Origin of the sequence: Campylobacter sp. CCS1377, assembly GCF_040008265.1 — a bacterium.
Lineage (GTDB): Bacteria > Campylobacterota > Campylobacteria > Campylobacterales > Campylobacteraceae > Campylobacter_D.
The window spans coordinates 382,792-409,378 of sequence record NZ_CP155620.1; the positions used below are offsets into that span (position 1 = coordinate 382,792).

Sequence of the window (26,587 nt, forward strand, 5' to 3'; positions counted from 1 at the left end):
ATAAATAGTCTGATTTAAATTTTTCATTTTCAAATACGAATGAATATTTTATTTGCTAAAATAATGCGAAAAATATTTAGGGAAAAAATGAGTCTTGAAAATATCTTAGAAACTCTTGCAAAAAATCACAATCTTAGAAGTCTAACACCTCTAAAACACGATGGAAATTTCGTTTTTAAAAATGACATTAAGCTTTTAAATTTAGCGGGAAATGATTATTTAAATTTAAGCTCTTCTAAAACTTTAAAAGATGAATTTTTAAGTACTTTAAAAGATGAAAATCTGTTTTTTTCAAGTTCAAGTTCAAGAAGCTTGAGTGGAAATTTTGAAATTTATGAAGAATTTGAAAGCTTTTTAAAAACCAAATTTAAAGAAAAAGAAATTCTACATTTTAATAGCGGTTATCATCTAAATATCTCTTGTATTGCCGCACTTGCAAGTATCCCAAATACACTTTTTTTGGCTGATAAGCTTATCCATGCGAGTATGATTGATGGGCTTGGAATTAGTGGAGCGAAATTTTTTCGTTTTCGTCACAACGATATGGAGCATTTGGAAAATTTAATCAAAAAACATTATGAAAATTATGAACAAATCATCATTTTAAGCGAAGCATTATTTAGCATGGATGGTGATTTTTGTGATTTTAAGGCTTTGGTTGCCTTTAAAGAAAAATACCCTAAAATAAAACTTTACATCGATGAAGCCCATAGTGTGGGGTGTTTTGGTGATGATGGTTTGGGGCTTGTTAAGGCTTTAAATTTGGAAACAAAGGTTGATTTTTTGGTTTTTACCTTTGGTAAGGCCATTGCTTCTATGGGGGCTTGTATGATTTGCGAAAAGCCTTTTAAAAACTTTTTTATCAACAAAGCAAGGGCTTTTATTTATTCCACTGCACTGCCACCTATTAATGTAGCTTGGACGAAATTTATTTTTGAAAAAATGAGTAAATTTAAAGAAAAAAGAGAAAATTTACAAAGCTTGGCAGAGTTTTTTAAAAACAAGTTCATACAAAAAAATCATCAAATTTTAGGCGATAGCTATATCATTTCTTTGCTTTTAGGAGAAAATAAAAAAGCCATAGAAGTGGCAAAAAAACTCGAAACAAATGGTATTTTTGCCCCAGCTATTAAAGAGCCAACCGTGGCTAAAAATACAGCTAGAATTCGCTTTTCCTTACATGCAGGACTTAGTAAGACAGATTTAGAGAAAGCGATAGAACTTTTATGAAAATAACTCATTTAATCAAAAATAAAAACTCAAAAGAGCTTATCTTAGTATTTGGTGGCTTTGCATCACATCCTAGCCATTTTTTGCATTTAAAAAGTGATAAAAATGTGGTTTTGGTTTGTGATTATGAAAATTTAGACTTTAAATTTGATTTAAGTCCTTTTTCTAAAATCACTCTTATAGCCTTTTCTATGGGTGTTTGCGTGGCAAGTAAAGTTTTAAAAGATATGGAGTTTTCGCAAAAAATTGCCATCAATGGCACAAATTTTGGCATAGATAAATTGAAAGGAATTCATCCTGTAATTTTTGCCAAGCAAATTAAAAAATTTGAACTTTCAAGCTTTAAAAAAGCCTTATTTAAAGGGCGCGAAAATGAAGCAAAAAATTTTATTTTTAAAGATGAAAAAGATTTAAAAACCGAGCTTGAAAAACTTTTCGAATTTGCCTTAAAAGAGTGTAACAAAGATTTTATTTGGGATAAAATTTACTCAAGTAAGACGGATGAAATTTTTCCGCCAAATGCTTTGAAAAACGCTTTTTCCAAGCTTATTTTTTTAGACGAACCGCATTTTGCTTTTTTTCATTTTAAAACTTGGGATGAAATTTGAATTTTTTAAAAGCAAAAAATTACGCAAAACACGCAAAAGCGCAAGATTTTATGGGTTTAAAGCTTTGCGAAATTTTAAGAGAATCAAAACTCACGCATTTTGAAAAAGTATTTGAATTTGGTTGTGGTAGGGGCGAGTTTAGTAAAAAGCTTGAAAAAATCATTACTTTTGATGAGTATTTAAAAAATGATATTTTGGATTTTAAAGAAAATTCTAACACTTTAATTTTTGATATGAATGAAATTGCAAAACAAAATTTAAGCAAGCAAAAATTTGATCTCATCACTTCAAATGCAAGTTTGCAATGGCTTGATTTAAAATGCATTTTACCAAGTCTTAGGGATATGCTTAATGAAAATGGTATTTTACTTCTTTCTACTTTTGGAAAAAATAATTTAAAAGAAATTAAGCAAAGCACGGGTTTGGGTTTAAATTATTTTAGTGTAGATGAGCTAAAGCAAATTTTTACAAGTCATTTTGGTGAAGTAAAAATTACGCAAGAGTTTATAAATTTGGAATTTAAAAGTGCTTTAGATGTTTTTAGACATTTAAAATTTAGCGGAGTAAATTCTTTGGGGTTTTATCCTTTAAATAAGGGTTTTTTAAAAGAATTTGAAGAAAAATTTCAAAACAAAATTACTTATCATTCTATTTTTATAATATGCAAAAAAAGAGTAAAATAAGTTTTTTGTTATATAATTATTTATTTTTTATAAAGGAGTTTTAATGAAAAAGATATTTTTCATCTTAATGATGAGCGTTTTTTCACTTAGTTTAAACGCCGAAAAAATCAGTATTTTTGTCGCATCTTCTGCTTCTAAAGCCATGAGTGAAATTAAAGATGAGTTTTTAAAAACACATCCAGATGATGAAATAGAGCTTGTTTTTGGTGCTTCAGGAAAGCATTATCAGCTTTTGACGCAAGGAAGGGAATTTGATCTCTTTTTTTCAGCTGATGCAAAGTATGCCGCACAAATTGCAAAAGATAATAATGCAATTAGCAAACCAAAAATTTATGCCTTAGGTGTTGTGGCTTTGTATAGTTTGGATGAAAATTTACTTAACGGTGGCATTGAAAAATTGAGCGAAAAAGCAGATATTATTTCACATTTAAGTATAGCAAATCCAAAAGTTGCACCTTATGGAGTGGTTGCCACGCAAACACTTGAAAAACTAGGACTTGATAAGATTTTTAAAGATAAAATCGTTTTAGGTGATAATATTTCTCAGCCTGTGGTACATGTAGACACTGGAGTGGCACAAGTTGGCATCGTGGCTTATTCTTTGGTTTCACCCGTAAATAAACCCAAAGGAAAAGTGGTTTTAATTAATGAAAAATATTTCACTCCACTAGAACAAAGTTTTGTTATCACAAAATATGCCAAGAATAAAAAATTAGCTACCCAGTTTGCTGATTTTGTAAGTTCTAAACAAGGTAAAGATATCATTAAAAAATATGGATTTAACACACCTTGAATGCTTTAAATGGTAAAATTATAGATCTTTTAAATGAAGATGAGATTGTCATTGTTAAGATCAACATTAAAGAGCAAATTTTTAGTGTTTTAATGCTTGATCTTAATTCTTTACAAGATCTAAAAATAAGCTCAAATATTCAAGTACTTTTTAAAGAACACGAACTTAGCTTTGCCTTGCCAAATTCCATTTTAAGTGTTGAAAATTCATTCTCGGCTAAAATTAAAAGTATTAAAAAAGGCAAAATGCTATGTCATGTATTTTTTGATTTTAAAGGTGATGAAATTTCAAGCATTATTACCAAAGAAAAGGCTTTAAGGCTTAATCTTAAAGAAGGACAAGAATGGCTTTGTTTTGTTAAGGCAAATGATATTATTTTAAGGGCAGTTGATGGATAGTGATTTTTTACAAACCTTGTATCTTACTTTTAAACTCGCATTTATCACTACTTTTATACTTTTTTTCATAGGAGTTTTTTTAGCCTATCTTTTAAGCTTTGTGAAATTACCTTTTAAGAGCTTGGTGCAAACCCTTGTGGCTTTGCCTTTGGTTTTACCGCCTAGTGTTTTGGGCTTTTATTTGCTTGTAAGCTTTTCAGCAAATAGCTTTTTGGGGCAGTTTTTAAAAGAATATTTAAATATTTCTTTAGTTTTTACTTTTCAAGGTTTGGTTTTTGCTTCTTTAATTTTTTCATTGCCTTTTATGGTAAATCCTTTGCAAAGTGCCTTTTCATCGGTAAATAAAAACCTACTTGATGCTTCTTACACTCTAGGAAAGAGTAAAATTTACACACTTTTTAGAGTGATTTTACCCAATTCTAAAGTGGGAATTTTTAGCGCTTGTGCGATGAGTTTTGCGCATACCGTTGGCGAATTTGGTGTTGTGATGATGATAGGTGGACATAAAAAAGGCGAAACTTTGGTTGCAAGTATAGCAATTTATGATGAGCTTGAAGTCTTAAACTATACTTTAGCGCATCAATACGCTTTTACTTTGTTTACGCTTTCTTTTATCATACTTTTAAGTCTTTATTTTGTCAATAAAAAATTTACTCTATAGGTTTATTTTATGATAAAAATTGATATAAAACTTCCCCTCGATACCGCAAAAGGCAAAAAAGAATTAGTTTTTAACACACATTTAAGGACAAATGAAATCACTGCTATTTTTGGAGAAAGTGGCGTAGGAAAAACGACTCTGCTAAAAATCATTGCAGGACTTATAAAACCTGAATTTGGACGCATAGAAGTGGAAAATGAGCTTTGGCTTGATACCCAAAAAAATATCAATTTATCTATACAAAAAAGAAAAATCGGTTTTGTTTTTCAAGATTATGCCCTTTTTCCAAATATGAGCGTAAAAGAAAACATTTCTTATGCTGCAACTTCAAAGCAAAAGGTAGAAGAGCTTTTAAATTTGATGAATTTGGAAAAGTTAGCTAAAATTTATCCTAAAAATTTAAGCGGAGGGCAAGCACAAAGAGTGGCTTTAGCAAGGGCTTTAGCAAGAGAGCCACAAATTTTGCTTTTAGATGAACCTTTGAGTGCGCTAGATTTTAAAATGCGTTCCTTTTTACAAGATGAGTTGATGAAAATTTTACAACATTTTAAAATTACTACTTTATTGGTTAGTCACGATTTGGCTGAAATTTATAAGCTAAGCCATAGAATTTTAGAGCTTAATAATGGCAAAATCATCAAAGATGCAAAGACAAGTGAATTTTTCACTCAATCAAATTTAAGTGCGAAATTGCGTTTAAGTGCGACTTTACTTGAGATTAAAAAAAGTGATATTTTAGTCGTTTTTACTTTACTTTTAAATCAAGATATTATTAAAATCACACTTAGCGAAGAAGAATTTTTAAAATCTTACAAAGATATAAAAATCGGCGATACACTTTTACTTTCCATGAAAGCCTTCAACCCTATCATTGTGGGAAAAATTTAAGAAGGTAAGTCTTTAAATCCATTTGAAATTCCTTTAAAATTTAATACAAATGCGTAAATTATAATTATTTTCTTGTTTAATTTTAGCAATAATTTGGCAATTTATCTCAAAATTCCTACTAATGAAAGCTAGGAATTTCGCGTTTTAATCTTTCTTTTTTTAATATTTTTACCATCTTATCAAAAAATGCCTATATTTTGTTTCAAACCACACTCACTAATTTTTATAGCAATATAAACAAGTAAATAAAAAATACCAAACACTTATAAATATTTATTAAACTTAAGTTTTTATAATTTTAGTTTTATGTTTTATTAAAAGGTAAAAAATGAAAAAAGTGTTTTTAATCTTGATTTTTTCGGTGATTTCACTCTTTGGCGATCCCGATCCTTTTGGCTTTGAGCTTGGAAAAGCGACTTTTGAGGAAGTTAGCAAAAAATATCCTGATTTTACGCAGATTGGAAATGATCCTGTAACCAAAGGCAAGCAAATTGTTGTTAATCAAAAAAATTTTGATCTTAAAGGTTTAAATAGAGATGTGATTTTTGGCTTTGATACAGAGGATAAATTAATAGGGGTATTATTATGTTTTGACGAAGATCGCTTTGATGATCTTTTATCATCTTTATCAAAATATAAAATGGTAGAAAAATACGATAATTTGGCAAATTTTAAAGATGGAAATTCTATAATTTCACTTGATAAGACAGATTTTGATATAAGATTACTTTATCGAACCAAAAAATATGATAAACTTTATGAAGATAGGCGAACAGAACGAGAACGCAAAAATAAACAGAATTCAATGCCTTAAATTGATTGCAAATTATTCTAAAATTTGCTCCAAATTTGGAGCAATTCTCACTTTTAATTTAAAATAGTTATAATTGTTTTCATTATTTTAAAATTAACTTAGGTAAAAACAATGAAAAAAAATCATCGCTGGTTTAATCTGCATTTTGTTTTTGGGTGGGTGTAGCAGCAAAACAGCAGGAATGGCAGCATTAGGCGTAATTCATTCGCCTCAAATTGTAGCACTTGGTGCATTTGCTGCGGTTACTTCTCCACTTTGGCTTTTGGAAAAAATAGAAGAAAACAGCCGTAAAACCCAACAGCAAACAGAAAAAGACTCTTGTTCATCAGACTCTTTTTATAAACTTAAAAAATTATGCAATCTTAAGCTTGATTTAGAACCAGAAATCGCAGATAAGCTTTTGTATGAGATTAATTGGGAATTTTATTATTTTAAACAACGAGAAAATTTTTTATACAAGTGCTAGATGAGTTAAAAGATGAAAAAAGCGAAGAATATAAAAAATTCACAAAAGAATATGAAAAAAATAGTCAAAAATAATTCTTGCTTATAAAAAAGTTTTTACAAATGAAAATGATAATGCTTGGCTTAAATACTCATTTAATGAAATGGACAGAAAAAGATTGTATGCTTTTTATAAAGCTTATGAGCGTTATCCTTTTCTTGAAAATGCTAAAGAATTAAATAAAAATAAAATTTTTATCGTAAGTGATAAAAAATTTGATTATTTTTATTTTACTGATGAATTTTTAGTGAAAAATGAAAGTGAAATTTTAGAAAAACTCAGCCAAGAACACATTGAAGAATATAAAAAATTCAAAGAAGAAATTTTTAAAGACTACAAATAAATCGGTCAAAAAGAAATTATTCCAAGTAATTTTTTAGCATTTTTTCAAATTGAAAATGAAAAATTTAAACCAATAATCGGATATGCAAGCTATCATCTAAAAGATCATCCTGATATAAATTGTACTTTTATTGATAAAGATTATAATTAATTGAAATATCACATTTTAAAATAAATTTGCCAAATTACTTATTTTTTAAAGACAAATTATCAAGTAAGTCTTTTAAAACACTTCTATAACCCCATTCTGTAATATCTTGAATGCATTCTTGTGCGTTGGAATAGTTTTTGTGATTGATACTTCTTGTGTAATTTTTAAGATGATTAAAAAACTTATTAAAAAATTCACTTTCCATCAAGGCTTTTTTCTTGTTAAAATAATAAAGTGTAACAAAAATTTCCACTTCTACCTTTTGTCTTCCATCATCTAAAATCAAAGTAAAGCCTATCATAGGAAAGGCAAAATACTCTATTTTTCCTTTTGTAAAAGGCAGGATTTTAGCATTAAACCGCCCTTTTTCAAAAGAAAATTTTTCTTTATTTTCTTTATTAAATTTAAAAAGCACTATTTCTTTTGGGGTGATGAAAATCCTATCTTTAAAATCGATATAATTTGAGCGAAAATGTGCTCCAAAGAGATTTGCACCAGTAGTTGCTGCCATAAAAATCAAAAAGAAATAAAAAAGAATGAGATAATATTTAGTTCTCCCATCAAAATTATCCAAAGAAACCCCTAGTAAAGCCGCAGAGTACATAAGACTTATTATGATGAAAAACATTACAAGCCAAATTGCATAATGTTTAAAATATTGCTTGACAAAAAAATGATGTTCTATTTTGTTATTCCAAATGCTTTCTTTGTCAAAAACTATATCTTTTTTGCCAAATTTAGCAAAAAATAAACATCCCCAAAGTGGAGAAAACATAAAAATAAACATAAAAAGCACAATGGTAAAATTAAAACTATCCGCCAAAAACTCGCTAAAACTTAAGTCCGCACTACTTAAATCCAAAGTATCTAAATCTGTAGCCAAGGCAAAAGTTGCCATAAAAATCAAAAATAAAATTTTAAACATTGTTTTTTGCTCCACTAATGACTTAATTAAATAAATATTTTTATGTATGCATCATTATATCATGTGAGTTTTTAAAATTTAAGATATGCGCTACAATATAAAAAATTAAAATCAAGGAGATGCTATGCCTTTTGTTAATATTAGAATCACAAAAGAAAACGGCGAACCTATGCCAAAGCAAAAGCAAGAATTGATTGAAGGTGTTACAGATTTACTTGCTAAGGTTTTAAACAAAAATAAAGCTTCTACTGTTGTCATTATCGATGAAATTGAAAAGGATAATTATGGTTTAGGCGGAAAAACTATCACTGAAGTGAGAAAAGAGCAGAAAAAAAGCTAGTTTTCTTTGCAGTTAAACCATTTACTCCCCGCATTCCGTTTTAAATTTAAAGCAGAGCTTTATAACTGAAGTTAGCTTCGTAAAGTACTTATTTTATAGACAAAAGTATAATAAACTACACTATCTAAAACAATCCAAACTAAATCAATAATAAAATAAGTCATTTGTGTTTTATCTTTCGTACTTTATATAAAGGCTAAATTATAAGCAAGACGAGAAATTTCTGTAAATTTTTTGTTTTAATTATATCCTATAAAAATTTCTTAAATATTTTTTGATATAAAAATAAACTTTGAAAATTTATTTTGCTTACATTTTTTCGGTTTTGGTTAAAATTTTATCCAGATAAAGTTCTAAAATTTCCTCTCTTTTATATAAATCTTTAAATTCGCTAATGTCTAAATTAAGTGCAAAAGATTTAAATTTATTTTCATCTTTTAAACGCACAAAACCTACTATCCAAGCGATTTTTTCATTCCAGCCTGTTTTTCCAAAAAGTTCTAAATTTTTCATATCTTTTAAATAAATCATTTTTTTAACACTTTGTTGTGCTTTTTTAGAAAGTGGCAAAGTATTTTGCGAAAGTTTAAAAAGCAAATCCACTTGATCTTTGGCGCTAATTTTAAGTGAATTATCAAGCCAAAAAGTATCAATTTGCGAAATTTTAGCATTGCCATAGTGAAGATCATTTAAATATTTTTGCATGGTTTTTATGCCAATTTTCCTTGCCACTTCCTTAAAAGCAAGGACATTAGAGTATTTAATAGCCGAGCTTAAATTCATATCTTGCGCCCAAGAAGGCAAAAATACTTTTTCACCTTTATAGTGATAAAAAATCTCTTTTTCATTCTTTATCACACCGCTATCAAGAGAGATTAAAGCATTAAAAATTTTAAAAGTAGAAGCAGGAGAAAAGGCCTTATTGGCTCTTGTAAAATCATTACTTGCATAATTTTCGCCATCAAAAAGCACAAAAACGCCATTTGTATTATAGTTTTTAAAAAAATCTTCAAGTTTTAAGTCTTTAGCAAAAGTCAAATTTAACACAAATAAAAGCAAAAAAAGTTTTTTCACTTTAATTCTTTTTTCATTAAAAAATTTTTTAAAATTTGATTAGCCCTTATAGCTTCATTTTCCCTTACAATCTCAAAATCATTTTTTAAGAAAAACTCTTTGGCGCTTAATGATACAAAAGTGTAAATTTCATTATGTGGATAATTTCTCAAAGCAAAATCAAGTAAATTTGTAGCTAAGCCCTGACTAGCAAAATCAGGATGAGTGAAAAGTAAATCAAGTATTTTTTGATCCAATATTATGCTTATAAAACTAGCGATTTTACCTTCTCTTTCATAGATGAAAATCTCATCATTTTTAAATTTTTCTTTCCATTTTTCTTCATCAATCCCAAGCCAAGCTTTAATTTGATCTTTTGTATAATCTTTTGCACAAAGTGTTTTTACACTTTGCTTAAAAAGCTTTATGCAAGCCTCTAAATCTTTAATATCACCTTTTCTTATCAAGGACTTTCCTTAATGCTAAAGAAGCTAGTGCGAGCCCAAAAGAAGCAGTTACTCCCATAAAAGAGCCAAGATCTTTACACACCGCTTCTTCATCAGAAAACACCACATCAAAATCGCCCTTAAAGCCTGATTTTCTAAGTTCATAGCGGAATTTTTTTGCTAGTGCGTCTCCATGGGTTTTAAAAATACTTGTGGTTTTAATGCGTGTTGGATCAAGCTTTCTAGCACCACCTGTAGAAGAAATAAAAATTTGGCGTTTAAAGTCAATCAAATTTGCTAACGCAACTTTGGCTGGAATATCATCAATCGCATCGATTATAAGATCAAATTTACTTAAATCAAAATTAGCCAAAAACTCATCATCAATCTTGCTAACTATGCCTTTAGCATTATAAATTTGTTCAAAAACCTTAGCTTTTTCTTCTCCTAAATTTTCACTATGAATTTGGCGGTTTTGATTGGTGATTTCAAATTTGTCCGCATCAATTAAAGTAAGATCACTAAAACCGCTTCTAAAAAGCGCATCTGCGCATATTCCACCTACTCCACCAAGTCCGCATACAAGCACTTTGGTTTGTGCTAATTTATTGAAATTTTCTTCATTTACTAGCCATTTTATACGAGTAAATCTATCATTCATCGTTTGCCTTTAACCATTTTTTAACTTTTTTCATTTTTTCATAAGCACTTAAATCAAGCATTATGGGCGTTATCGTGGCGTATCCTTGCTTTAAAAGCGCTATATCGCTATTAGTTTCATCTTCAAAATCTAAATTCGCAGCCGCTAGCCAAAAGTACTCAACCCCTCTTGGATTGACATTAGAATGTGCCTTGAAATTATACACTCTTTTTCCTGCCTTACAAACTTTTACGCCTTTAAATTCGCTTTTTGGGGAAGGAAAGTTGATATTTAAAAATTCTTTTTTATCTAGCGGAAAACCTTGATCAAAAATCTTTTTAACGATTTTTTTTGTGATTTTCAAAGTATTTTTAAAATCAAATTCTTTTTCGCTTTTTTTATAAAATTGCGAAAGTGCAATAGCAGGAATTCCTTGCAAAACTGCTTCCATTGCACCCGCACAAGTGCCTGAATATGTGATGTCTTCGCCCACATTTGCACCCTTATTAATTCCACTTATGACAAGATCGGGCAAACGCGTTTTGTAAAGTGCGTGCAAAGCTAGATAAACGCAATCTGCAGGAGTGCCATCATCAAGCTTATAAAATCTTTTTCCTACTTTTACAAAACGCAAAGGTTTTGTAAGTGTTATGGAGTGCGAACATGCTGATTTTTCATAAGCTGGGGCTACTATGGTGATTTTAGCTTTAAATTCTTTTCTTAGCATTTTGACAAGTTTTCTAAGCCCTTCGCTCTCATATCCATCATCATTTGTGATTAAAATTTCTTTCATTATTTATCCTTAATTTGTCGAAATGATGATATTTTAGCAAAAAATTCTTTTTTGGATTTATCTTAAATTATGAAAATAATATTTTTTATAATAACTAATTATTAATAAATAATTTTTACAATTTCAACTTTTAAAAATTTCAAAATTTAAAGGAAGAAATATGAAAAAAATCGTCAAATTATTTAGTATATGTGCTTTAACTTTAAGTATAGCAAATGCTGATATAAATCTTTATGGACCAGGTGGTCCGCATACAGCTTTAAAAGATGTGGCAAATAAATACGCCGAAAAAACAGGTGTAAAAGTCAATGTAAATTTTGGTCCTCAAGCTACTTGGATGGAAAAAGCTAAAGAAAATGCAGATATTTTATTTGGCGCTTCGGATCAATCAGCTTTAGCTATAGCAAGTGATTTTGGAGAAGATTTTAATGCCAGTAAAATTAAGCCTTTGTATTTTAGAGAAGCTATTATTCTAACTCAAAAAGGCAATCCTTTAAAAATCAAGGGCTTAAAAGATTTGGCTAATAAAAAAGTAAGAATTGTTGTTCCAGAAGGATCAGGAAAGAGCAATACTTCTGGAACGGGTGTTTGGGAGGATATGATAGGAAGAACTGGGGATATAAAAACTATACAAAATTTTAGATCCAATATAGTAGCTTTTGCGCCAAATAGCGGAAGTGCTAGAAAACTTTTTGCGGAAAATAAAGCAGATGCGTGGATCACATGGATTGATTGGTCAAAAAGCAATCCTGATCTAGGAAGTGTTGTGGCGATCGAAAAAGATTTAGTGGTTTATAGAACTTTAAATATTGTGGCAAAAGAAAATAGCGACAAAGAAGTATATGATTTCATCGCATATTTAGAATCCAAAGAAGCTAAAGAGATTTTCAAAAAATACGGCTGGAGAGAGTAGTTTTTAATCTTTTATTAATTTTGTAGAATTTGCAAATTTTTTCTATAATTTTAAAAAATTTTTTAGGAATAAATTTGCGAATTTTAAATCATCTAGATGCCATTTTAACCAATCAAAAAGCAAGAAATTATAAAGGTTTTAAACGCTTTTGTATGGAGTTTTGGTTTTTTGGTATAAAACAAGCTAGGGCATGTTTGTTTGCAGGGCTTTTTTTCATCGCGATGTTTTGTGTGCCACGCGAAGGACTTTTTGGAATTTATCGTTATGATTTACTTTTAATCATTGCTTTAATAATACAAGCTTGGATGGTACTTAGCAAATTAGAAAGTAAAGATGAATTAAAAGCTATTTGTTTGTTTCATTTTTTAGGCTTTTTGCTCGAAGCTTTTAAGACTTCAGTTGTAAATTCTTGGGCTTATCCAGATTTTGCCTATACAAAAATTTGGGGAGTACCACTTTTTTCTGGTTTTATGTATGCAGCGGTTGGAAGTTATGTGATACAAGCTTGGAGACTTTTTGATATGAAAGTTTCTCACCATCCTCCATTCACTTTAGCGGTGCTAAGTTCAGGACTCATTTATATTAATTTTTTTACTCATCATTATATAGGTGATTATAGGTATTATATTTTGGCTTTTTTGCTAGGACTTTATGCAAGAAGTGTGATTATTTTTACTCCTTTAGATAAAGAACGCAAAATGCCACTTTTATTAAGCTTTGTTTTGGTGGGATTTTTTATATATTTAGCTGAAAATTTAGGCACACTTTTAGGTGTTTGGAGATATCCTAATCAACTTGGTGCTTGGGCTTTAGTAAGTCTTGGAAAATGGGGTGCGTGGAGTTTGGTTATTGTGATGACTTTTACTATAACTTTATTTTTAAAGGATATTAAAAGTCGCATTCATGTGGCAAAATAAATTAATAATTTATGTTACTATATTAAAAATTTTTATAAGGAGGGTATATGCAAAAAATAAAATTTAGTTTAATTTTTTTAATTTTTGCGGTTATTTTTTCGGCTTGTTCTTCAAAAGAACAACAAATAAATCCTTTAGGTAGATCTTATGGTAAATTTAGCGATAGCGATCCTTTAAAGCTTGGTTCAACGCCAACACCACCTGCAAAGCAAAAGACTCCAAGTTTGGTTGAAGGTAAGAAATTTCCAGTTATACCGCTTACACCGCCTATAGTTGCTACAAATACCTTTAAAGGCGATAATGCTATAAAAGGTCCTTTGCCAAGACTTAAATCAAAAAATGAATTTGCCTCTAATGCCTTATATGAAAATTCAGGCATTGTGAGTGATTTTGTCACTATTATGAATCCTAATGGAGCTGCATTGACTGTTTGGGCTTTAAATCCAGGTAATTGGATATGGGGATACAACTTGTTTGATAGTAGACCTTTTGGCGATGCAAGAGTTTGGCAACTCATCGAATTTCCAAACAACACTGTGATGATTAAAAATGCAAAAACTCTTACTTGTTTAAATGCGTATAGAAATGGCATAGTGCATTATCCTTGCGATCAAAGCAATTTTGCACAATTTTGGAGACTTTTGCCCATGAGTAATGGGGCTTTTCAAATTCAAAATTTTGCAACGCAACAATGCATACAAACACCAGTTGGAAATGTAATGGAGGAATTTAGCTTTAATTTTTATAATATTTATTTAACTGATTGTTTAAAATCAAAGGAAAAAAACTTAGATAGACAATGGACTATTAGTGCGCCAACTTTCAAAGGTAGATCACCTTATTCTGGCATAGGAGAATTAGAATGAAAAAGATAATATTTTTAGTTTTTAGTGTGAATTTATTATTTGGTGCCTTAGAAAACTACAATAGTGGAACTTGGAATTTGCAAGGTTCATCAGCAGCAACGGAGAGTAAATGGAATATTAGCATAAGACAACTTGTAACAGGCGATAATCCTATGGATGTTTTAGCTGTGCAAGAAGCGGGAGTTTTGCCAAGTACTGCAGTGCAAACTCCAAGACAAGTCCAACCCGTAGGAGTAGGAATACCAATCCATGAATATGAGTGGAATTTAGGCTCTGCTTCAAGACCAAATTCTGTTTTTATTTATTACTCAAGAGTGGATGTGGGTGCAAATCGCGTTAATATGGCAATTGTTAGCAGAGTGCAAGCAGATGAGGTTTTTGTTTTACCACCTCCAACAGTTGCTTCAAGACCAATCATTGGCATACGCATAGGAAACGATGCATTTTTTAGCATACATGCTTTAGCAAGTGGTGGAAATGATGCAGGAGCTATTGTAACTGCTGTAGATATGTTTTTTAGAAATAGACCAGATATTAATTGGATGATTTTAGGTGATTTTAATAGAGAAGCGGGTGCTTTAGTGCCTTTACTTGATGCAAGCTTAAGATCTCGTATTAATGTTGTAACACCATCTTCTTTTACTCAAACGGGCGGAAGAACTATTGATTATGCTGTTACGGGAAATTCAAATACTGCTACACTTTACACCCCGCCACCAATAGTTGCTATTTTAGCTATGGCAGGACTTAGAACCTTTTTATCTTCCGATCACTTTCCTGTGAATTTTAGAAGACCTTAGGAGAAGATGATGAAAAAAATTTTAATTTTATTTTTAGCAATTTTAGGCTTTTTAAAAGCTACACCTATTTTGGATGAATTGGAAGATTTTACGCAAATGTTTGCTATAAGATCTTTAGAAACAGGAATTTCTTTAAGCCCATTTAGATACAGTTCGCAAAAATTAGAAGAGCAAAATTGGTTTTTAAAAGAAATAGTGCTTAGTGATGAATTAAAAGCCAAGGATAGATATGCTAAACAACGCCCTTTTGGTTATGTGCAATTTGTAAATCCTAGAGGAAGTAATGTATGCTTAGCTGTGTTAAATGATAAAGCTTTTGGGACAAAATCTTGCAAACAGGATTTGCAAGATGGCACAATGCAGACTGTTTTTTCTATAATGCCTACAATTAATGCTGCAGTGCAAATTAGATCGCTAACCAATGGTGGAGTAAAATGCATGAGTACTTTTGCTGATCCAAATATCGCTATAGAAAATCGCTTTGGTTTGGATGATTGCACCGTAAATCCATCTGTACCTATAGAATTAAGAGAGCTTTTCTTTTTCTCTCCTGCTATAGTCGAAGCAACCCCGATTTACTAATACTTTTATGATAAAACCAAGCTTTTGTGGCTTGGTTTGAAATAAGTTTTGTATGTTAGAATTTGCTCTTTATTTCAAAGAAAATGGTGCGTTGTTTAATGGAAAAATGTTTAGAGCTTTTCCTAATAAATAATAATTAAAATTCTTGATTTAACTCAAGGATTTAACAAAATCAAACTCACCGCCATCACCGCCATTCCTAAAACAAGTCCATAAAGGCTATCGTGGGCTTTATCATAAGTTTTCGCAGCAGGTAACAACTCATCAAAAGAAATAAACACCATAATCCCAGCCACTACAGCAAAAGTGATAGCCAAGGTAAGCTCATTCATAATAGGCAAGATTAAAAACGCCCCTACAAACGCTCCTATAGGTTCAGCCACACCAGAAAGTGCCGAGTAGATAAAAGCTTTTTTCTTATCATTTGTAGCATGATAGATTGGTAAAGAAACCGCCATTCCTTCAGGGATATTATGTATCGCTACTGCTACGGCAATGGCTATGCCAAAACTTAGATTATCAAGACTTGAAATAAAAGTTGCAAAACCTTCTGGAAAATTATGTATAGCAATAGCAAGTGCGGTAAAAATTCCTGTTCTTTTTAAAGCTTTTACATTAATTTTTTTTAAAGGTTCGCCTGCGTGAAAAGTTGGTGCTTTTTCATTTTTCTTAGGCAAAGGACAAATTTTAAGCTCGCTTAAATCCTCTTTTGGCTCGTGCGGATTGACATCTTCAGGGATGAATTTGTCAATGATAGCCGATAAGAAAATCCCACCAAAAAAGCACAAAAGTGCCAAAAGTTCCCCATAACTTGAATTATAATATTTCTTAAAATCTACAAAAGATGAAGGTAAAATTTCCATGAAAGAAATATATATCATCACCCCAGCAGAAAAACCAAGTCCAAAAGAAAGGATTCTAAGATTATCATTTTTGCTAAAAAATGCTATCACAGAACCAATAGCTGTTGAAAGTCCGGCTAAGATGGTCAAAGCCATCGCTACTAAAATTTGATCTAATGTAAATTCCATGGCAAGGATTATAGCAAAAAATTAGTAAATAAATTTTATTTATTGATAATAATTATTAATAATATTTAACTTTAATTTTCAAAAAATAGCAAAGTCTTAAGTGAAAATTGGCTATGATTTCGCTTTAAAATTTAAAAAAGAGAGAGAATGAAAAATTTTTTAGTATGTGCCTTAGAGCCTTCTGCAAATTTGCATTTAAAAGAAGTTTTAAAAGCTTATAAAAAAGATTTTGGAGAATTTGAACTTTATGGAATTTATGATGAGAGTTTGTGCGAAGAATTTGCTTTAAATTTCAAACCATTGTATAGTTCTCATGAATTTAGTGCTATGGGTTTTATAGAGGTTTTACCACTCATTTTAAAAGCCAAAAGAGCCATAAAAGAGCTAGTAAATTTAAGTCTTACTCAAAAAATTGATGCGATTTTATGTATAGATTCTCCTGCTTTTAACATACCTTTTGCAAAGGCTTTAAAAAAAGCAAATTTAAAAACAAAAAGAATTTATTATATCTTGCCTCAAGTTTGGGCATGGAAAAAAGGGCGTATTCCTATTATAGAAAGTCATTTTGATATTTTAGCTTCTATCTTACCTTTTGATGAGAAATTTTTTAGCAAAAGCACTTTTGTAGGACATCCACTCTTAGATGAGATTAAAGAATTTAAAAATGAAAATGATATTAAAAATTTGCTAGAAAAAAAAGAAAATGAAAAAATTATCGCTTTCTTACCAGGCTCAAGACACAGTGAAATTAAGCGTCTGATGCCTATTTTTAAAGAGCTTTCACTTAAATTTAATGGTGAAAAAATCCTTTGCGTACCACCATTTAATCTTAAAAAACTAGAAATTTATGGCGATATCAAAGAATTTAAGATAGAAAACAATACACCAAAGGTTCTTAAAAAAGCTGATTTTGCTTTTATTTGTAGTGGAACAGCTACGCTTGAAGCTGCGCTTGTTGGCACACCTTTTATATTAGCTTATAAGGCAAAAACCATCGATATTTTCATTGCAAAACTTTTTGTGAAATTAAAACACATTGGCCTTGCAAATATCTTTTGTGATTTTGCTAACAAAAGCGAATTAAATCCTGAATTTTTACAAGATGAAGTGAATGTGGATAACTTATATAATGCCTATAATAAATATGATTATAAGGCATTTTTTGATAAAGTAGATTTTTTAAAAGAATATTTAAAATTTGGAAGTGCGAAAAATCTCGCTAAAATCTTAAATGAAATTTAAAAGGATGGATAATGCAAAAAGAACCTATGAGTCAATTTGGATATGATAAATTAGTTGCCGAGTTAAAAGATTTAAAAGATAATCAACGCCCAGCTGTTGTGATAGAAATTGATACCGCAAGAAGTCATGGAGATTTAAAAGAAAACGCAGAATATCACGCCGCAAGAGAAAAACAAGCTTTAATAGAAAGTCGCATCGCAGAGCTTAGTGATTTGATCGCAAGGGCACAAGTTATTGATCCTTCATCTTATGAGCATGATAGTGTAAAATTTGGTTCAACTGTGGTGATTATGGATTTAGATACAGAAAAAGAAAGTAAATATACTTTAGTTGGAATTTGTGAAGGAAATTTGGATAAAGGTTATATTTCCATAGCTTCGCCTATAGCAAGGGCTATGCTGGGAAAAAAAGAAGGAGATGATTTTAAAGTGCGTTTGCCAAAAGGTGAAAGCGAGTTTGAAATTGTTTCCATAGAGTACAAAGCCTTGGAGTTTTGATGGTAAAACAAAGATATTTTGATTTTATTGTTAAGTATTTTCCATATATATCTTTAATTTTTATATTAGATATCAGTATATCTTTATGGTGGAGTTATTTGACTTTTGAACGCGATATTTTAGAGTGGCTTATTTTTAAAGCACTAAAAAATATCGTTATTGTTTTTGTATTAAATATTTTCATCATTCATATTTTTTTCCTTTTTTTAAAGGAAAAAGCTAGATTTTTTTTGTATTTTATTACTATATATGCAATTTTTGCTTTTATCTTGCAAGGATATTTACTAGCAAATTATTCTACTAAATTTAATCCTTTATTTATAGATCTTATTTTTCAGACGGATTTGAAAGAAATTCGTGAATTTGCTGAATTTTATATCGATTTTAAGTTAATAGTCACTTGTGTTTTATTTTTCTTTTGTGTTTTTTTATGGTTTATTTTTACTAAAAAAAATCAAAAATATCTACATATATCCAATAAAAAAATATTAACAGGAATGTGTTTTATTTATATTGCAGTGATTTTGGGTTTAGTATTAGATTGTGCAAATCGCTATTTTGCTAAAAAACATGGGATAAATTCTATAGATAAGATTAATTTTAGTTTTTTGATTGATATTCCAGAGCAATTTTTTAGATTCTATTCCAATAATGGTATATGGGCTAATTATAATTTTTATCTAAATAATTATGAAAAAGTTGCAAATTCTTATAGGGGGGGGGTGAGCGTTGAGAAGAAAATTCCTTATATTATCCTTGTTATCGGTGAAAGTACCCAGAGAAATTATATGAGTTTGTATGGCTATAATTTAGAAACCACACCTAATTTAAAAGTGTTGGAAAGAAATGGAAATTTAATTAAATTTAATGATGTTATATCACCTTTTGCAAGCACTCAAGCATCGCTTAGAAGGGTTATGAATTTTTCAAATATTGAAAATGAAGAAAATTGGCATGATAGATTAAATATCGTTGATTTATTTGAATTAGCGGGTTATAAGAGTATTTTTATATCTAATCACGAACCTATGAGTGGCCATACAAGTATTACTACTGCTGTGGCAAATCGTGCAGAAGAAACTATTTTTCTAAATAAATTTGCAACAGATGATAAAATTTTTACTAAGGCATTGGATGCTGAAATGTTGTCACTTATTGAAGATAGAATAAATAAGAAAGATTTTTTTATTTTGCAACTAATGGGAACACATTTTAGATACGATAGAAGGTATGATAAAGGCTTTGCTAAATTTAATGCAGATGATATTGATAGAAATCTTGAAATTGAAGAGAAAGAAATTGTGGCCACTTATGCAAATTCTGTCCTTTATAATGATTATTTTGTAAATGAAATTTTTGATTTATTTAAAGATAAAGAAGTTGTTATTGTTTATATGAGTGATCATGGAGAAAGTGTATATGAGTATAGAGATAGAGCGGAGCATTTTGTGACTTCAAAATTTACTGCTGAAATTCCGTTTTTTTTCATAGTAAGTAACAAATTTAAACAAAATAATCCTAAGTTAGTAGATAAAATACTTAAAGCAAAAGATAGGCCTTTTATGATTGATGATTTAATCCATGTAATGGTAACTATTGGAGGTATTAAAGTCAAAGATTATGAAGCTACAAGAGATGTATTAAGTAAAGATTTCAACACTAAAAGAATTCGATTTTTTAATGGTAAAGTTGATTATGATAAGACATTAAAAAGTGAGAAGGCAAAGCATTGATTTTTATACAAAATAAAGCAATCTTAATTGCTGATGCACATGAAAATGAAGAAAGAAGAGGGTTTTGGGAATTTTTACAAGCTTTAAAAAATGGTGAAATTTCTACCCCGCAACTCATTTTAATGGGTGATATTTTCGATTTATTAATAGGCGAAATTTCTGCTACTCATGATTTCGCAAAGCCTTATATAGATTTACTTGAAGAATTAACCAAGAAAATAGAAATTATTTATTTAGAAGGAAATCATGATTTTAATTTAAAAAATCTTTTTAGAAATGTTAAAGTTTTTGATATTAATTCTCAACCTTTAGAGTGTTTTTTTACAAAAGATGAAAATCAAAAAATTCAATTGGCCCATGGAGATATTTTTTTAAAGCCTTTTTTGCAATTTATACTAAAAACTTTAAGAAATCACTATTTATTAATTTTTTTAAATTTTCTAAATAACATTACCTTTCATGCCATTTCAAAACAAATTTTAAAAAATCAAACAAACAAAAATCTTTTTTACAAAATAGATAATTTTGATAATCTAGTTCAAAAAAGATATGAAAAATATCAAGCAAATGGACATTGGGTCATCGAAGGACACTATCATCAAAATTTTATTTTCAATACAGAAAAAATTAATTATATTAACTTACCAAGTTTTGCATATGAGAGAAGTTTTTTTGTAGTAGAATGCCAAGACAAAGTAAAATTTCAAGAACAGAAGTTGAGGTGTTGAAATGTTTGAAGAAAATATCGTAAAAACGGGTTCAAATGAAATGGAGCTTGTTGATTTTCGTATCTTTAAACAAGGTCAAGATAAGGTTTATGAAGGAATTTATGGAGTTAATGTCTCCAAAGTGAGAGAAATCATAAAAATTCCTAGCCTTACAGAGCTACCAGGAGTACCTGATTATATCGAAGGAATATTTGACCTTCGTGGTGTGGTAATTCCGGTTGTTAATCTTGCCAAGTGGATGCAAATCAAAGAGCCAGAAGGAGCTATGTTAAAGCCTAGAGTGATCATTACTGAATTCAGTAATATTCTTATAGGTTTTATCGTTCATGAGGCAAAAAGAATTCGCCGTATTAATTGGAAGGATATTGAGCCAGCTACTTTTTCTACAGGATCTGGAGCTTTAGATAAGGGTAAGATCACGGGTGTAACGCGTATAGAAAATGATGAGGTATTGCTTATATTGGATCTTGAGAGTGTGGTAGAAGAGCTTGGCATATATTCTCCAAGAAGCGATATTGATTATTCTCAAATTGAAAAATTTAGTGGTACAGCATTAATTTTAGATGATAGCTTAACTGCTAGAAAACGCGTTAAAGAAATGTTACAAAAAATGGGACTTCATATTGTAGAAGCTAAGGATGGAGTTGAAGGGATTGAAAAACTCGAAGAACTTTATCAGCTTTATGGTGAAGATTTACATAAGCATTTAAAAATTATAGTAAGTGATGTTGAGATGCCACAAATGGATGGTTTCCATTTCGCAGCTCATTTAAAAGCTGATGTAAGATTTAAAAACATTCCTATAGTATTTAATTCATCTTTGTCAAATGAATTTATGAATGAAAAAGGCGTTCAAGAAGCAGGCGGAGAAAGTTATTTGGTTAAATTTAATGCAGGTGACTTTTTTGCTGAAATAGCGCGTGTATTAAAAGAGCGTCAAGTACAGGAACAGGAGTAAGATATGGAAGATATGCAAGAAATACTTGAAGATTTTTTGGTTGAAGCTTTTGAGTTAGTTGAGCAAATCGACCATGATTTAGTGGAGTTGGAAACTAATCCAGAAGATTTAGAGCTGTTAAATAGTATATTTCGCGTTGCTCATACCATTAAGGGTTCATCAAGCTTTTTAAATTTTGATGTTTTGACAAAACTTACTCATCATATGGAAGATGTTTTAAACAAAGCAAGACACGGAGAGTTGAAAATTACTCCAGATATCATGGATGTGGTTTTGGAGTCAGTTGATAGAATGAAAACTTTGCTTAATTCTATTAGGGATAATGGCAATGATACGGCTATTGGAATGGATATAGAGCCAATTTGCACAAAATTAACTGCAATTTCTGAAGGCAATGACAATAGCTCCGCTGAGATAAACTCTAGTGAGAATTCTGATGCAATTTCACAACCACAAACACAAGAAACATCAGCATCAGAACAAATAAAAGAGGAGCCAGAAATTGATGTAAATCAGTTAAGCGACTCTGAAGTTGAAGCTGAAATTGAAAGACTTTTAAAAGTCAGAAAAGCAGAGGATCAAGCTAGAAGAGAGAGAAAAAAACAAGAAGAAAAGGCTAATGTGGCCAAACAAGCTCCTAAAACACAAACAAATTCTGGAGCTAATGCAGATAAAAAAGTTCCTGCTGTAGGTGGTGCAAATAGCTCATCTATGGATCAAACTATCCGTGTTGAAGTAAAAAGGCTTGATCATTTAATGAATTTAATTGGCGAACTTGTTTTGGGTAAAAACCGTTTGCTTAAAATTTATGATGATGTAGAAGAGCGTTATGAAGGAGAAAAATTCCTAGAAGAGCTTAATCAAGTCGTAGGTCAATTAAGCATCATAACAACTGATGTCCAACTTGCGGTTATGAAAACAAGAATGCAACCAATTGCGAAGGTTTTTAATAAATTTCCAAGAGTTGTGCGTGATTTAAGTCGTGAGCTTGGTAAGCAAATGGAGCTTGAAATTTCAGGTGAAGAAACAGAACTTGATAAGTCTATTGTCGAAGAAATAGGTGATCCTATTATGCATATGATTAGAAATTCATGTGATCATGGTATAGAAGATCCAGCCACACGCTTGGCATTAGGAAAGCCAGAAAAGGGTATAGTGCAGCTTAAGGCCTATAATGAAGGTAATCATATTGTTGTGGAAATTACCGATGATGGTAAGGGGCTTGATGCTAATGCACTTAAAGTAAAAGCAATTGAGAAGAATTTAATTACTGAAAGAGAAGCGGAGCAAATGAGCGATAAGGAGGCTTTTGCTTTGATTTTTAAACCTGGTTTTTCAATGGCTGCGAAGGTAACAAATGTTTCAGGTCGTGGTGTGGGTATGGATGTTGTTAAAACGAATATTGAAAAACTTAATGGTGTTATTGAAATAGACAGTGAATTGGGTAAAGGAAGTTCATTTAAACTTAAAATTCCATTAACTCTAGCAATCATTCAATCTTTGCTTGTAGGAACTCAAGAAGAGTTTTATGCTATACCACTTGCAAGTGTTCTTGAAACGGTTAGAGTGCCAATTGATAATATTTATACAATTGAAGGTAAAAATGTCTTGCGTTTAAGAGATGAAGTTCTTTCTCTTGTAAGACTTTCAGATGTTTTTGGAGTTAAGCAAGTTCTTGAAGGTGGTGATCAAACTTATGTGGTTGTTGTGGGTATTGCTGAAAGTAAACTAGGTATTATTGTAGATACTCTTGTGGGTCAAGAAGAGATTGTTATTAAATCCATGGGTGATTATTTGCAAAATATTCAAGGCATTGCTGGAGCTACCATTCGTGGTGATGGTAGGGTAACTCTGATTGTTGATGTGGGCGCCATGATGGATATGGCAAAGGAAATTAAGGTAGATATTAAGGCTCAGATTGAATCAAGTGCGAAAAAACCAAAAGAAAAACCAAGTGATTATAAAGTTTTAATTGTGGACGATTCTAAGATGGATAGAACTTTAATGCAAAAATCCTTAGAGCCGCTTGGAGTTTCAACTTTAGAAGCCACAAATGGTGTTGAAGCTTTAGGTCTTATTAAATCTAATGAGCATGATATCGATGCAGTATTGATTGATATTGAGATGCCAAGAATGGATGGTTATACTTTAGCAGGCGAAATTAGAAAGTATTCTAAATACCGCTATTTGCCTTTAATTGCTGTAACTTCAAGAACAAGCAAAACTGATCGTTTAAGAGGCGTTGAAGTAGGAATGACTGAGTATATCACTAAGCCTTATTCGCCAGAATACTTAGAAAATGTAGTCAGAAAGAATTTAAAATTAGGATAATGTCATGAGTGAGAAATTAAATCAAATTTTGCAAAGACAAAAAACGCAAATCGCAGGTGTTGGCACAAACCATAGTGATGATGATATTATTCAGTTGGTTGGCTTTGTGGTTGGGGAAGAGGAATATGCTATTCCAATTCTTAATATCCAAGAAATTATCAAACCTATAGAATATACAAGAGTTCCTAGTGTTCCTTCTTATGTTTTAGGTGTATTTAATATGAGAGGAAATGTTATGCCTCTCATTGATTTGGCTCAAAGATTTAATTTGGGTAGTTCAAAGATGACTCCTCAAACTCGTTACATAGTGCTTAAAGGGGAAAGCAATGGCAGTGGTGTTGGAGGAAATGCTGGTTTTGTGATAGATAGACTTACTGAAGCTATTAAAATTCACAGAAGCAGGATTGATCCGCCACCTGAGACTTTATTGAAAGAAAAGGGTATGATTTATGGTATAGGTAAAAGAGATGATAATATCCTTACTATATTAAAAGTTGAAGCTCTTTTAAAGCGTGAATTTTAATGATAAAACTTTGTGTTTTTGATTTTGATTCCACTTTAATGGATGGAGAAACCATAGATATTTTAGCGAATGTCTATGGGGTAGGTGATGAAGTTAAGGCGATCACGCAAAAAGCTATGGATGGGGAGCTTGATTTTTTTGAAAGCTTAGTTCAAAGAGTGTCTTTGCTTAAGAATATGAAATACCAAACTGTTTTAGAGGTATGCAAAACCTTGCCATTGATGAAAGGAAGTTGTGAGCTTATTGAATTTTTGCATTCTAAGCAGATCAGAACTGTTGTTTTTAGCGGAGGTTTTCATGAGGGCATTGATTTTGCTCAAGAAAAATTAAATTTCAGCTTAGGTTTTGCAAATTTTTTGCATCATAAAGATGGGATTTTAACCGGTCTTGTTGGCGGAGAAATTATGTTTGCAAATTCTAAAGGATTTATGCTTCAAAGGTTAAAGAAATTTCTAAATTTAAAAAATGAAGAAGTAATGTGTGTTGGCGATGGGGCTAATGATATTGCTATGTTTAAAGAAAGTGGTTTAAAAATAGCATTTTGTGCAAAACAAATTTTAAAAACTTATGCAGATATTTGCGTAGATGAAAAAGATTTAAAAGAGATTATAAAGGTAATAAAATGAAAAAATTTTCCCTATGGTGTGATTTTATAGAAAATAATTTTTTGGACAATGAATTTTTAGATTTAATTGCAAAAAATGCGATTAATGGTGCGACTTCAAATCCTGCTATTTTTAAAAATGCTATTTTAACCTCGCCTATATATAAGGAAAAAATTACCAAATTAAGAGGCAAAAAAGCAAAAGAAATTTATGAAGAACTCGCAATTGCCGATATACAGAAAGCCGCCGATAAATTAGCTCCTTTGTTTTATCAAGGAAATGATGGTTTTATTAGCCTTGAGATCGATCCAAGATTTCATGATAATACAAGTTTAAGTTTGGGCGAGGCAAAAAGGCTTTATACAAATATAGCCAAAGAAAATGTGATGATTAAAATTCCAGCTACCAAGGCTTCTTATGAAGTGATGTATGAATTGATGAAAAATGGAATTAGTGTCAATGCGACTTTGATTTTTGATTTTGAGCAAAGCAAGTCTTGTTTTGAAGCTTTAAGTGCTGGACTTAAAGAATTTAGAAAAAACAATCCAAGATCAAGAGAGCCAAAAGCGGTTATAAGTATCTTTGTAAGTCGTTTTGATAGGCTTTTAAATGAGAGAGTGGTAGATAAAAATACCATAGGAATTTTAACAGCTACAAAGGCTTATAAGTATATTGTTTCGCAAAACGAAGAAGGCATTAGAGCCTTGTTTGCAAGCACAGGCATAAAAGGTGATGATTTGGCAAAGGATTATTATATCAAAGAACTTCTTTATGAAAAGGCCATCAATACAGCACCACTAGATGCAATTAGAGCATTTTTGGACAAGGAATTGATTTTTAAAGAGCCATTAAAGGATGAGTGTATAGAGAAGAAATTAAATGCTAATATTGCACAAGATGAATTAATTAAAGCTTGTAAGACTTTGCTAGATGATGGTTTGGAGCAATTTTGCATAGCATTTGAAGATATTTTAAAAGCTTTATAAATTAAGCTTAATCTCGCTCGAGATTAAGCACTTGCATCTGCTAGAGTTGGTCTTTTAACTGAAAAAATATTAGATGGCGATCTTCTGCCGCAATTTGGACATCTGCCTACTGCTTTCCATAAATTTTCTTTTATATATTTTGATGGTTTTCCAAATCTTCTTTCATATAATAGACAAGTTTCATCCCAAGATTTATTGAGATTTTCTAGATCTTTTTTGCCACGCATTCCAAAATAAGGAAAATGGTGCAAAAAGTAACCAAAGATATTTTCGCAATCTTGAGCATATTTTAATGTATCTAAGATATGATAATGCCAAAATTTATCAACGTCTGTTGGTGGCACTATGGATGCTTCTTTGTTTTCAAGACATAGAAGAAGAAATTTTCTATATTCAACTTCAACGCATTTAGCATACTCTAAACTCCATCCTAATCCTTCATTTTTGTCAATTATTTTTACTATGATTGGCTCCAAGTCCAATCTAATCCAAATTATAGTTTAATAATGCTTTGTGTTATAAATAATTAATGAAAAATTATATAAAAACTAAACTTATAAATAAAGTGTTATAAGGCTTAGTTGCATGAAATAAAAAATGTCAGA

General features: G+C 30.5%; 32 protein-coding genes. 25 read left to right on the forward strand and 7 right to left on the reverse strand.

Annotation, left to right across the window (positions count from 1 at the left end):
* Positions 1–87: 87 nt before the first annotated feature.
* The 10 genes from AAH949_RS01955 to AAH949_RS02000 all read left to right on the forward strand — a co-directional run bounded on the left by AAH949_RS01955 (position 88) and on the right by AAH949_RS02000 (position 6,923).
* A complete protein-coding gene (locus AAH949_RS01955; RefSeq protein WP_348518814.1) occupies positions 88–1,230 on the forward strand; it encodes a pyridoxal phosphate-dependent aminotransferase family protein in 1,143 nt (380 codons plus the stop codon).
* Positions 1,227–1,838, forward strand: coding sequence for a pimeloyl-ACP methyl esterase BioG family protein (locus AAH949_RS01960; protein WP_348518815.1), 612 nt, complete (start codon positions 1,227–1,229; stop codon positions 1,836–1,838). The genes AAH949_RS01955 and AAH949_RS01960 overlap by 4 nt, the downstream gene beginning before the upstream one ends.
* Positions 1,835–2,521, forward strand: coding sequence for a malonyl-ACP O-methyltransferase BioC (gene bioC, locus AAH949_RS01965; RefSeq protein WP_134237694.1), 687 nt, complete (start codon positions 1,835–1,837; stop codon positions 2,519–2,521). Before AAH949_RS01960 ends, bioC begins: the two co-directional genes overlap by 4 nt.
* 43 nt (positions 2,522–2,564) lie before the next feature.
* Positions 2,565–3,314, forward strand: a complete 750-nt coding sequence (modA, locus tag AAH949_RS01970; protein ID WP_348518816.1) for a molybdate ABC transporter substrate-binding protein — start codon at positions 2,565–2,567, stop codon at positions 3,312–3,314.
* The gene (locus tag AAH949_RS01975; protein WP_134237696.1) at positions 3,311–3,712 is read left to right on the forward strand and encodes a TOBE domain-containing protein; all 402 of its coding nucleotides are present in this window, start codon (positions 3,311–3,313) and stop codon (positions 3,710–3,712) included. Before modA ends, AAH949_RS01975 begins: the two co-directional genes overlap by 4 nt.
* Positions 3,702–4,373 carry a molybdate ABC transporter permease subunit gene (modB, locus tag AAH949_RS01980; RefSeq protein WP_134237697.1) on the forward strand — a complete coding sequence of 224 codons (672 nt, stop codon included), beginning with the start codon at positions 3,702–3,704 and terminating at the stop codon, positions 4,371–4,373. The genes AAH949_RS01975 and modB overlap by 11 nt, the downstream gene beginning before the upstream one ends.
* A gap of 9 nt (positions 4,374–4,382) precedes the next feature.
* The gene (locus tag AAH949_RS01985) at positions 4,383–5,261 is read left to right on the forward strand and encodes a sulfate/molybdate ABC transporter ATP-binding protein (protein WP_134237698.1); all 879 of its coding nucleotides are present in this window, start codon (positions 4,383–4,385) and stop codon (positions 5,259–5,261) included.
* Between the two features lie 328 nt (positions 5,262–5,589).
* Positions 5,590–6,075 carry a hypothetical protein gene (locus AAH949_RS01990; protein ID WP_134237699.1) on the forward strand — a complete coding sequence of 162 codons (486 nt, stop codon included), beginning with the start codon at positions 5,590–5,592 and terminating at the stop codon, positions 6,073–6,075.
* 181 nt (positions 6,076–6,256) lie between these two features.
* The gene (locus AAH949_RS01995) at positions 6,257–6,541 is read left to right on the forward strand and encodes a hypothetical protein (RefSeq protein ID WP_348518817.1); all 285 of its coding nucleotides are present in this window, start codon (positions 6,257–6,259) and stop codon (positions 6,539–6,541) included.
* A gap of 142 nt (positions 6,542–6,683) precedes the next feature.
* The gene (locus tag AAH949_RS02000; RefSeq protein ID WP_348518818.1) at positions 6,684–6,923 is read left to right on the forward strand and encodes a hypothetical protein; all 240 of its coding nucleotides are present in this window, start codon (positions 6,684–6,686) and stop codon (positions 6,921–6,923) included.
* A gap of 184 nt (positions 6,924–7,107) precedes the next feature.
* Here AAH949_RS02000 and AAH949_RS02005 read toward each other — a convergent pair whose 3' ends face one another.
* Complete coding sequence (locus AAH949_RS02005) at positions 7,108–7,998, reverse strand: hypothetical protein (RefSeq protein ID WP_348518819.1); 891 nt, start codon at positions 7,996–7,998, stop codon at positions 7,108–7,110.
* A gap of 124 nt (positions 7,999–8,122) precedes the next feature.
* Between AAH949_RS02005 and AAH949_RS02010 the strand changes: the two genes are divergently transcribed.
* Positions 8,123–8,338 carry a 4-oxalocrotonate tautomerase family protein gene (locus AAH949_RS02010; protein ID WP_348518820.1) on the forward strand — a complete coding sequence of 72 codons (216 nt, stop codon included), beginning with the start codon at positions 8,123–8,125 and terminating at the stop codon, positions 8,336–8,338.
* 309 nt (positions 8,339–8,647) lie between these two features.
* Here the strand turns inward: AAH949_RS02010 and blaOXA are convergent, their stop codons facing one another.
* Genes blaOXA through surE form a run of 4 tightly spaced genes read right to left on the reverse strand, consistent with a single transcriptional unit; the run spans position 8,648 to position 11,270 of the window.
* Positions 8,648–9,412 (reverse strand): class D beta-lactamase, encoded by a 765-nt coding sequence (blaOXA, locus tag AAH949_RS02015; protein ID WP_348518821.1) that lies wholly within the window; start codon positions 9,410–9,412, stop codon positions 8,648–8,650.
* Positions 9,409–9,858, reverse strand: coding sequence for a GNAT family N-acetyltransferase (locus AAH949_RS02020; protein ID WP_348518822.1), 450 nt, complete (start codon positions 9,856–9,858; stop codon positions 9,409–9,411). The genes blaOXA and AAH949_RS02020 overlap by 4 nt, the downstream gene beginning before the upstream one ends.
* Positions 9,842–10,498: a ThiF family adenylyltransferase gene (locus AAH949_RS02025; RefSeq protein WP_348518823.1), complete on the reverse strand. Its 657-nt coding sequence runs from the start codon at positions 10,496–10,498 to the stop codon at positions 9,842–9,844. The genes AAH949_RS02020 and AAH949_RS02025 overlap by 17 nt, the downstream gene beginning before the upstream one ends.
* Complete coding sequence (gene surE / locus AAH949_RS02030) at positions 10,491–11,270, reverse strand: 5'/3'-nucleotidase SurE (protein ID WP_348518824.1); 780 nt, start codon at positions 11,268–11,270, stop codon at positions 10,491–10,493. The genes AAH949_RS02025 and surE overlap by 8 nt, the downstream gene beginning before the upstream one ends.
* Before the next feature lie 160 nt (positions 11,271–11,430).
* On the opposite strand from surE, the gene peb3 reads away from it, so the two are divergent.
* The 5 genes from peb3 to AAH949_RS02055 all read left to right on the forward strand — a co-directional run bounded on the left by peb3 (position 11,431) and on the right by AAH949_RS02055 (position 15,348).
* Entirely contained in the window at positions 11,431–12,183 is a 753-nt protein-coding gene (gene peb3 / locus AAH949_RS02035) for an AcfC family glycoprotein adhesin PEB3 (RefSeq protein WP_134237708.1), read from the forward strand.
* A 74-nt stretch (positions 12,184–12,257) separates the two neighbouring features.
* The gene (locus AAH949_RS02040; protein WP_208335048.1) at positions 12,258–13,100 is read left to right on the forward strand and encodes a DUF817 domain-containing protein; all 843 of its coding nucleotides are present in this window, start codon (positions 12,258–12,260) and stop codon (positions 13,098–13,100) included.
* 47 nt (positions 13,101–13,147) lie between these two features.
* Positions 13,148–13,966, forward strand: coding sequence for an RICIN domain-containing protein (locus tag AAH949_RS02045; protein WP_348518825.1), 819 nt, complete (start codon positions 13,148–13,150; stop codon positions 13,964–13,966).
* A complete protein-coding gene (locus AAH949_RS02050; protein ID WP_134237710.1) occupies positions 13,963–14,766 on the forward strand; it encodes a cytolethal distending toxin subunit B family protein in 804 nt (267 codons plus the stop codon). The genes AAH949_RS02045 and AAH949_RS02050 overlap by 4 nt, the downstream gene beginning before the upstream one ends.
* A gap of 9 nt (positions 14,767–14,775) precedes the next feature.
* The gene (locus AAH949_RS02055) at positions 14,776–15,348 is read left to right on the forward strand and encodes a cytolethal distending toxin subunit A (RefSeq protein ID WP_348518826.1); all 573 of its coding nucleotides are present in this window, start codon (positions 14,776–14,778) and stop codon (positions 15,346–15,348) included.
* A 155-nt stretch (positions 15,349–15,503) separates the two neighbouring features.
* Here AAH949_RS02055 and zupT read toward each other — a convergent pair whose 3' ends face one another.
* On the reverse strand, positions 15,504–16,379 hold the full coding sequence (gene zupT / locus AAH949_RS02060) for a zinc transporter ZupT (RefSeq protein ID WP_134237712.1): 876 nt from the start codon (positions 16,377–16,379) through the stop codon (positions 15,504–15,506).
* A 147-nt stretch (positions 16,380–16,526) separates the two neighbouring features.
* Here zupT and lpxB point away from each other — a divergent pair, with 147 nt between their 5' ends.
* Genes lpxB through AAH949_RS02105 form a run of 9 tightly spaced genes read left to right on the forward strand, consistent with a single transcriptional unit; the run spans position 16,527 to position 25,982 of the window.
* The gene (gene lpxB / locus AAH949_RS02065; RefSeq protein WP_348518827.1) at positions 16,527–17,621 is read left to right on the forward strand and encodes a lipid-A-disaccharide synthase; all 1,095 of its coding nucleotides are present in this window, start codon (positions 16,527–16,529) and stop codon (positions 17,619–17,621) included.
* 11 nt (positions 17,622–17,632) lie between these two features.
* The gene (gene greA / locus AAH949_RS02070; protein ID WP_134237714.1) at positions 17,633–18,118 is read left to right on the forward strand and encodes a transcription elongation factor GreA; all 486 of its coding nucleotides are present in this window, start codon (positions 17,633–17,635) and stop codon (positions 18,116–18,118) included.
* A complete protein-coding gene (locus AAH949_RS02075) occupies positions 18,118–19,851 on the forward strand; it encodes a sulfatase-like hydrolase/transferase (RefSeq protein ID WP_348518828.1) in 1,734 nt (577 codons plus the stop codon). The genes greA and AAH949_RS02075 overlap by 1 nt, the downstream gene beginning before the upstream one ends.
* Complete coding sequence (locus tag AAH949_RS02080; RefSeq protein ID WP_348518829.1) at positions 19,848–20,579, forward strand: metallophosphoesterase; 732 nt, start codon at positions 19,848–19,850, stop codon at positions 20,577–20,579. The genes AAH949_RS02075 and AAH949_RS02080 overlap by 4 nt, the downstream gene beginning before the upstream one ends.
* A gap of 1 nt (position 20,580) precedes the next feature.
* Positions 20,581–21,537 carry a chemotaxis protein gene (locus AAH949_RS02085; protein ID WP_348518830.1) on the forward strand — a complete coding sequence of 319 codons (957 nt, stop codon included), beginning with the start codon at positions 20,581–20,583 and terminating at the stop codon, positions 21,535–21,537.
* Between the two features lie 3 nt (positions 21,538–21,540).
* Positions 21,541–23,868: a chemotaxis protein CheW gene (locus AAH949_RS02090; RefSeq protein ID WP_348518831.1), complete on the forward strand. Its 2,328-nt coding sequence runs from the start codon at positions 21,541–21,543 to the stop codon at positions 23,866–23,868.
* 4 nt (positions 23,869–23,872) lie between these two features.
* The gene (locus AAH949_RS02095; protein ID WP_134237719.1) at positions 23,873–24,391 is read left to right on the forward strand and encodes a chemotaxis protein CheW; all 519 of its coding nucleotides are present in this window, start codon (positions 23,873–23,875) and stop codon (positions 24,389–24,391) included.
* A complete protein-coding gene (gene serB / locus AAH949_RS02100; RefSeq protein WP_348518832.1) occupies positions 24,391–25,017 on the forward strand; it encodes a phosphoserine phosphatase SerB in 627 nt (208 codons plus the stop codon). The genes AAH949_RS02095 and serB overlap by 1 nt, the downstream gene beginning before the upstream one ends.
* Positions 25,014–25,982 (forward strand): transaldolase, encoded by a 969-nt coding sequence (locus AAH949_RS02105; RefSeq protein WP_348518833.1) that lies wholly within the window; start codon positions 25,014–25,016, stop codon positions 25,980–25,982. The genes serB and AAH949_RS02105 overlap by 4 nt, the downstream gene beginning before the upstream one ends.
* Positions 25,983–26,005: 23 nt before the next feature.
* Here the strand turns inward: AAH949_RS02105 and AAH949_RS02110 are convergent, their stop codons facing one another.
* On the reverse strand, positions 26,006–26,464 hold the full coding sequence (locus AAH949_RS02110; protein ID WP_348518834.1) for a hypothetical protein: 459 nt from the start codon (positions 26,462–26,464) through the stop codon (positions 26,006–26,008).
* Between the last annotated feature and the right edge of the window lie 123 nt (positions 26,465–26,587).

Excerpts from the sequence above, each read along its gene's own strand:
- AAH949_RS01955 (WP_348518814.1), top strand. The coding sequence starts at position 88 with ATGAGTCTTGAAAATATCTTAGAAACTCTTGCAAAAAATCACAATCTT.
- AAH949_RS01960 (WP_348518815.1), top strand. The coding sequence starts at position 1,227 with ATGAAAATAACTCATTTAATCAAAAATAAAAACTCAAAAGAGCTTATC.
- modA (WP_348518816.1), top strand. The coding sequence starts at position 2,565 with ATGAAAAAGATATTTTTCATCTTAATGATGAGCGTTTTTTCACTTAGT.
- AAH949_RS01985 (WP_134237698.1), top strand. The coding sequence starts at position 4,383 with ATGATAAAAATTGATATAAAACTTCCCCTCGATACCGCAAAAGGCAAA.
- AAH949_RS01990 (WP_134237699.1), top strand. The coding sequence starts at position 5,590 with ATGAAAAAAGTGTTTTTAATCTTGATTTTTTCGGTGATTTCACTCTTT.
- AAH949_RS01995 (WP_348518817.1), top strand. The coding sequence starts at position 6,257 with ATGGCAGCATTAGGCGTAATTCATTCGCCTCAAATTGTAGCACTTGGT.
- AAH949_RS02000 (WP_348518818.1), top strand. The coding sequence starts at position 6,684 with ATGGACAGAAAAAGATTGTATGCTTTTTATAAAGCTTATGAGCGTTAT.
- AAH949_RS02005 (WP_348518819.1), bottom strand. The coding sequence starts at position 7,998 with ATGTTTAAAATTTTATTTTTGATTTTTATGGCAACTTTTGCCTTGGCT.
- AAH949_RS02010 (WP_348518820.1), top strand. The coding sequence starts at position 8,123 with ATGCCTTTTGTTAATATTAGAATCACAAAAGAAAACGGCGAACCTATG.
- AAH949_RS02025 (WP_348518823.1), bottom strand. The coding sequence starts at position 10,498 with ATGAATGATAGATTTACTCGTATAAAATGGCTAGTAAATGAAGAAAAT.
- surE (WP_348518824.1), bottom strand. The coding sequence starts at position 11,270 with ATGAAAGAAATTTTAATCACAAATGATGATGGATATGAGAGCGAAGGG.
- peb3 (WP_134237708.1), top strand. The coding sequence starts at position 11,431 with ATGAAAAAAATCGTCAAATTATTTAGTATATGTGCTTTAACTTTAAGT.
- AAH949_RS02045 (WP_348518825.1), top strand. The coding sequence starts at position 13,148 with ATGCAAAAAATAAAATTTAGTTTAATTTTTTTAATTTTTGCGGTTATT.
- AAH949_RS02050 (WP_134237710.1), top strand. The coding sequence starts at position 13,963 with ATGAAAAAGATAATATTTTTAGTTTTTAGTGTGAATTTATTATTTGGT.
- AAH949_RS02055 (WP_348518826.1), top strand. The coding sequence starts at position 14,776 with ATGAAAAAAATTTTAATTTTATTTTTAGCAATTTTAGGCTTTTTAAAA.
- zupT (WP_134237712.1), bottom strand. The coding sequence starts at position 16,379 with ATGGAATTTACATTAGATCAAATTTTAGTAGCGATGGCTTTGACCATC.
- lpxB (WP_348518827.1), top strand. The coding sequence starts at position 16,527 with ATGAAAAATTTTTTAGTATGTGCCTTAGAGCCTTCTGCAAATTTGCAT.
- greA (WP_134237714.1), top strand. The coding sequence starts at position 17,633 with ATGCAAAAAGAACCTATGAGTCAATTTGGATATGATAAATTAGTTGCC.
- AAH949_RS02075 (WP_348518828.1), top strand. The coding sequence starts at position 18,118 with ATGGTAAAACAAAGATATTTTGATTTTATTGTTAAGTATTTTCCATAT.
- AAH949_RS02085 (WP_348518830.1), top strand. The coding sequence starts at position 20,581 with ATGTTTGAAGAAAATATCGTAAAAACGGGTTCAAATGAAATGGAGCTT.
- AAH949_RS02090 (WP_348518831.1), top strand. The coding sequence starts at position 21,541 with ATGGAAGATATGCAAGAAATACTTGAAGATTTTTTGGTTGAAGCTTTT.
- AAH949_RS02095 (WP_134237719.1), top strand. The coding sequence starts at position 23,873 with ATGAGTGAGAAATTAAATCAAATTTTGCAAAGACAAAAAACGCAAATC.
- serB (WP_348518832.1), top strand. The coding sequence starts at position 24,391 with ATGATAAAACTTTGTGTTTTTGATTTTGATTCCACTTTAATGGATGGA.
- AAH949_RS02105 (WP_348518833.1), top strand. The coding sequence starts at position 25,014 with ATGAAAAAATTTTCCCTATGGTGTGATTTTATAGAAAATAATTTTTTG.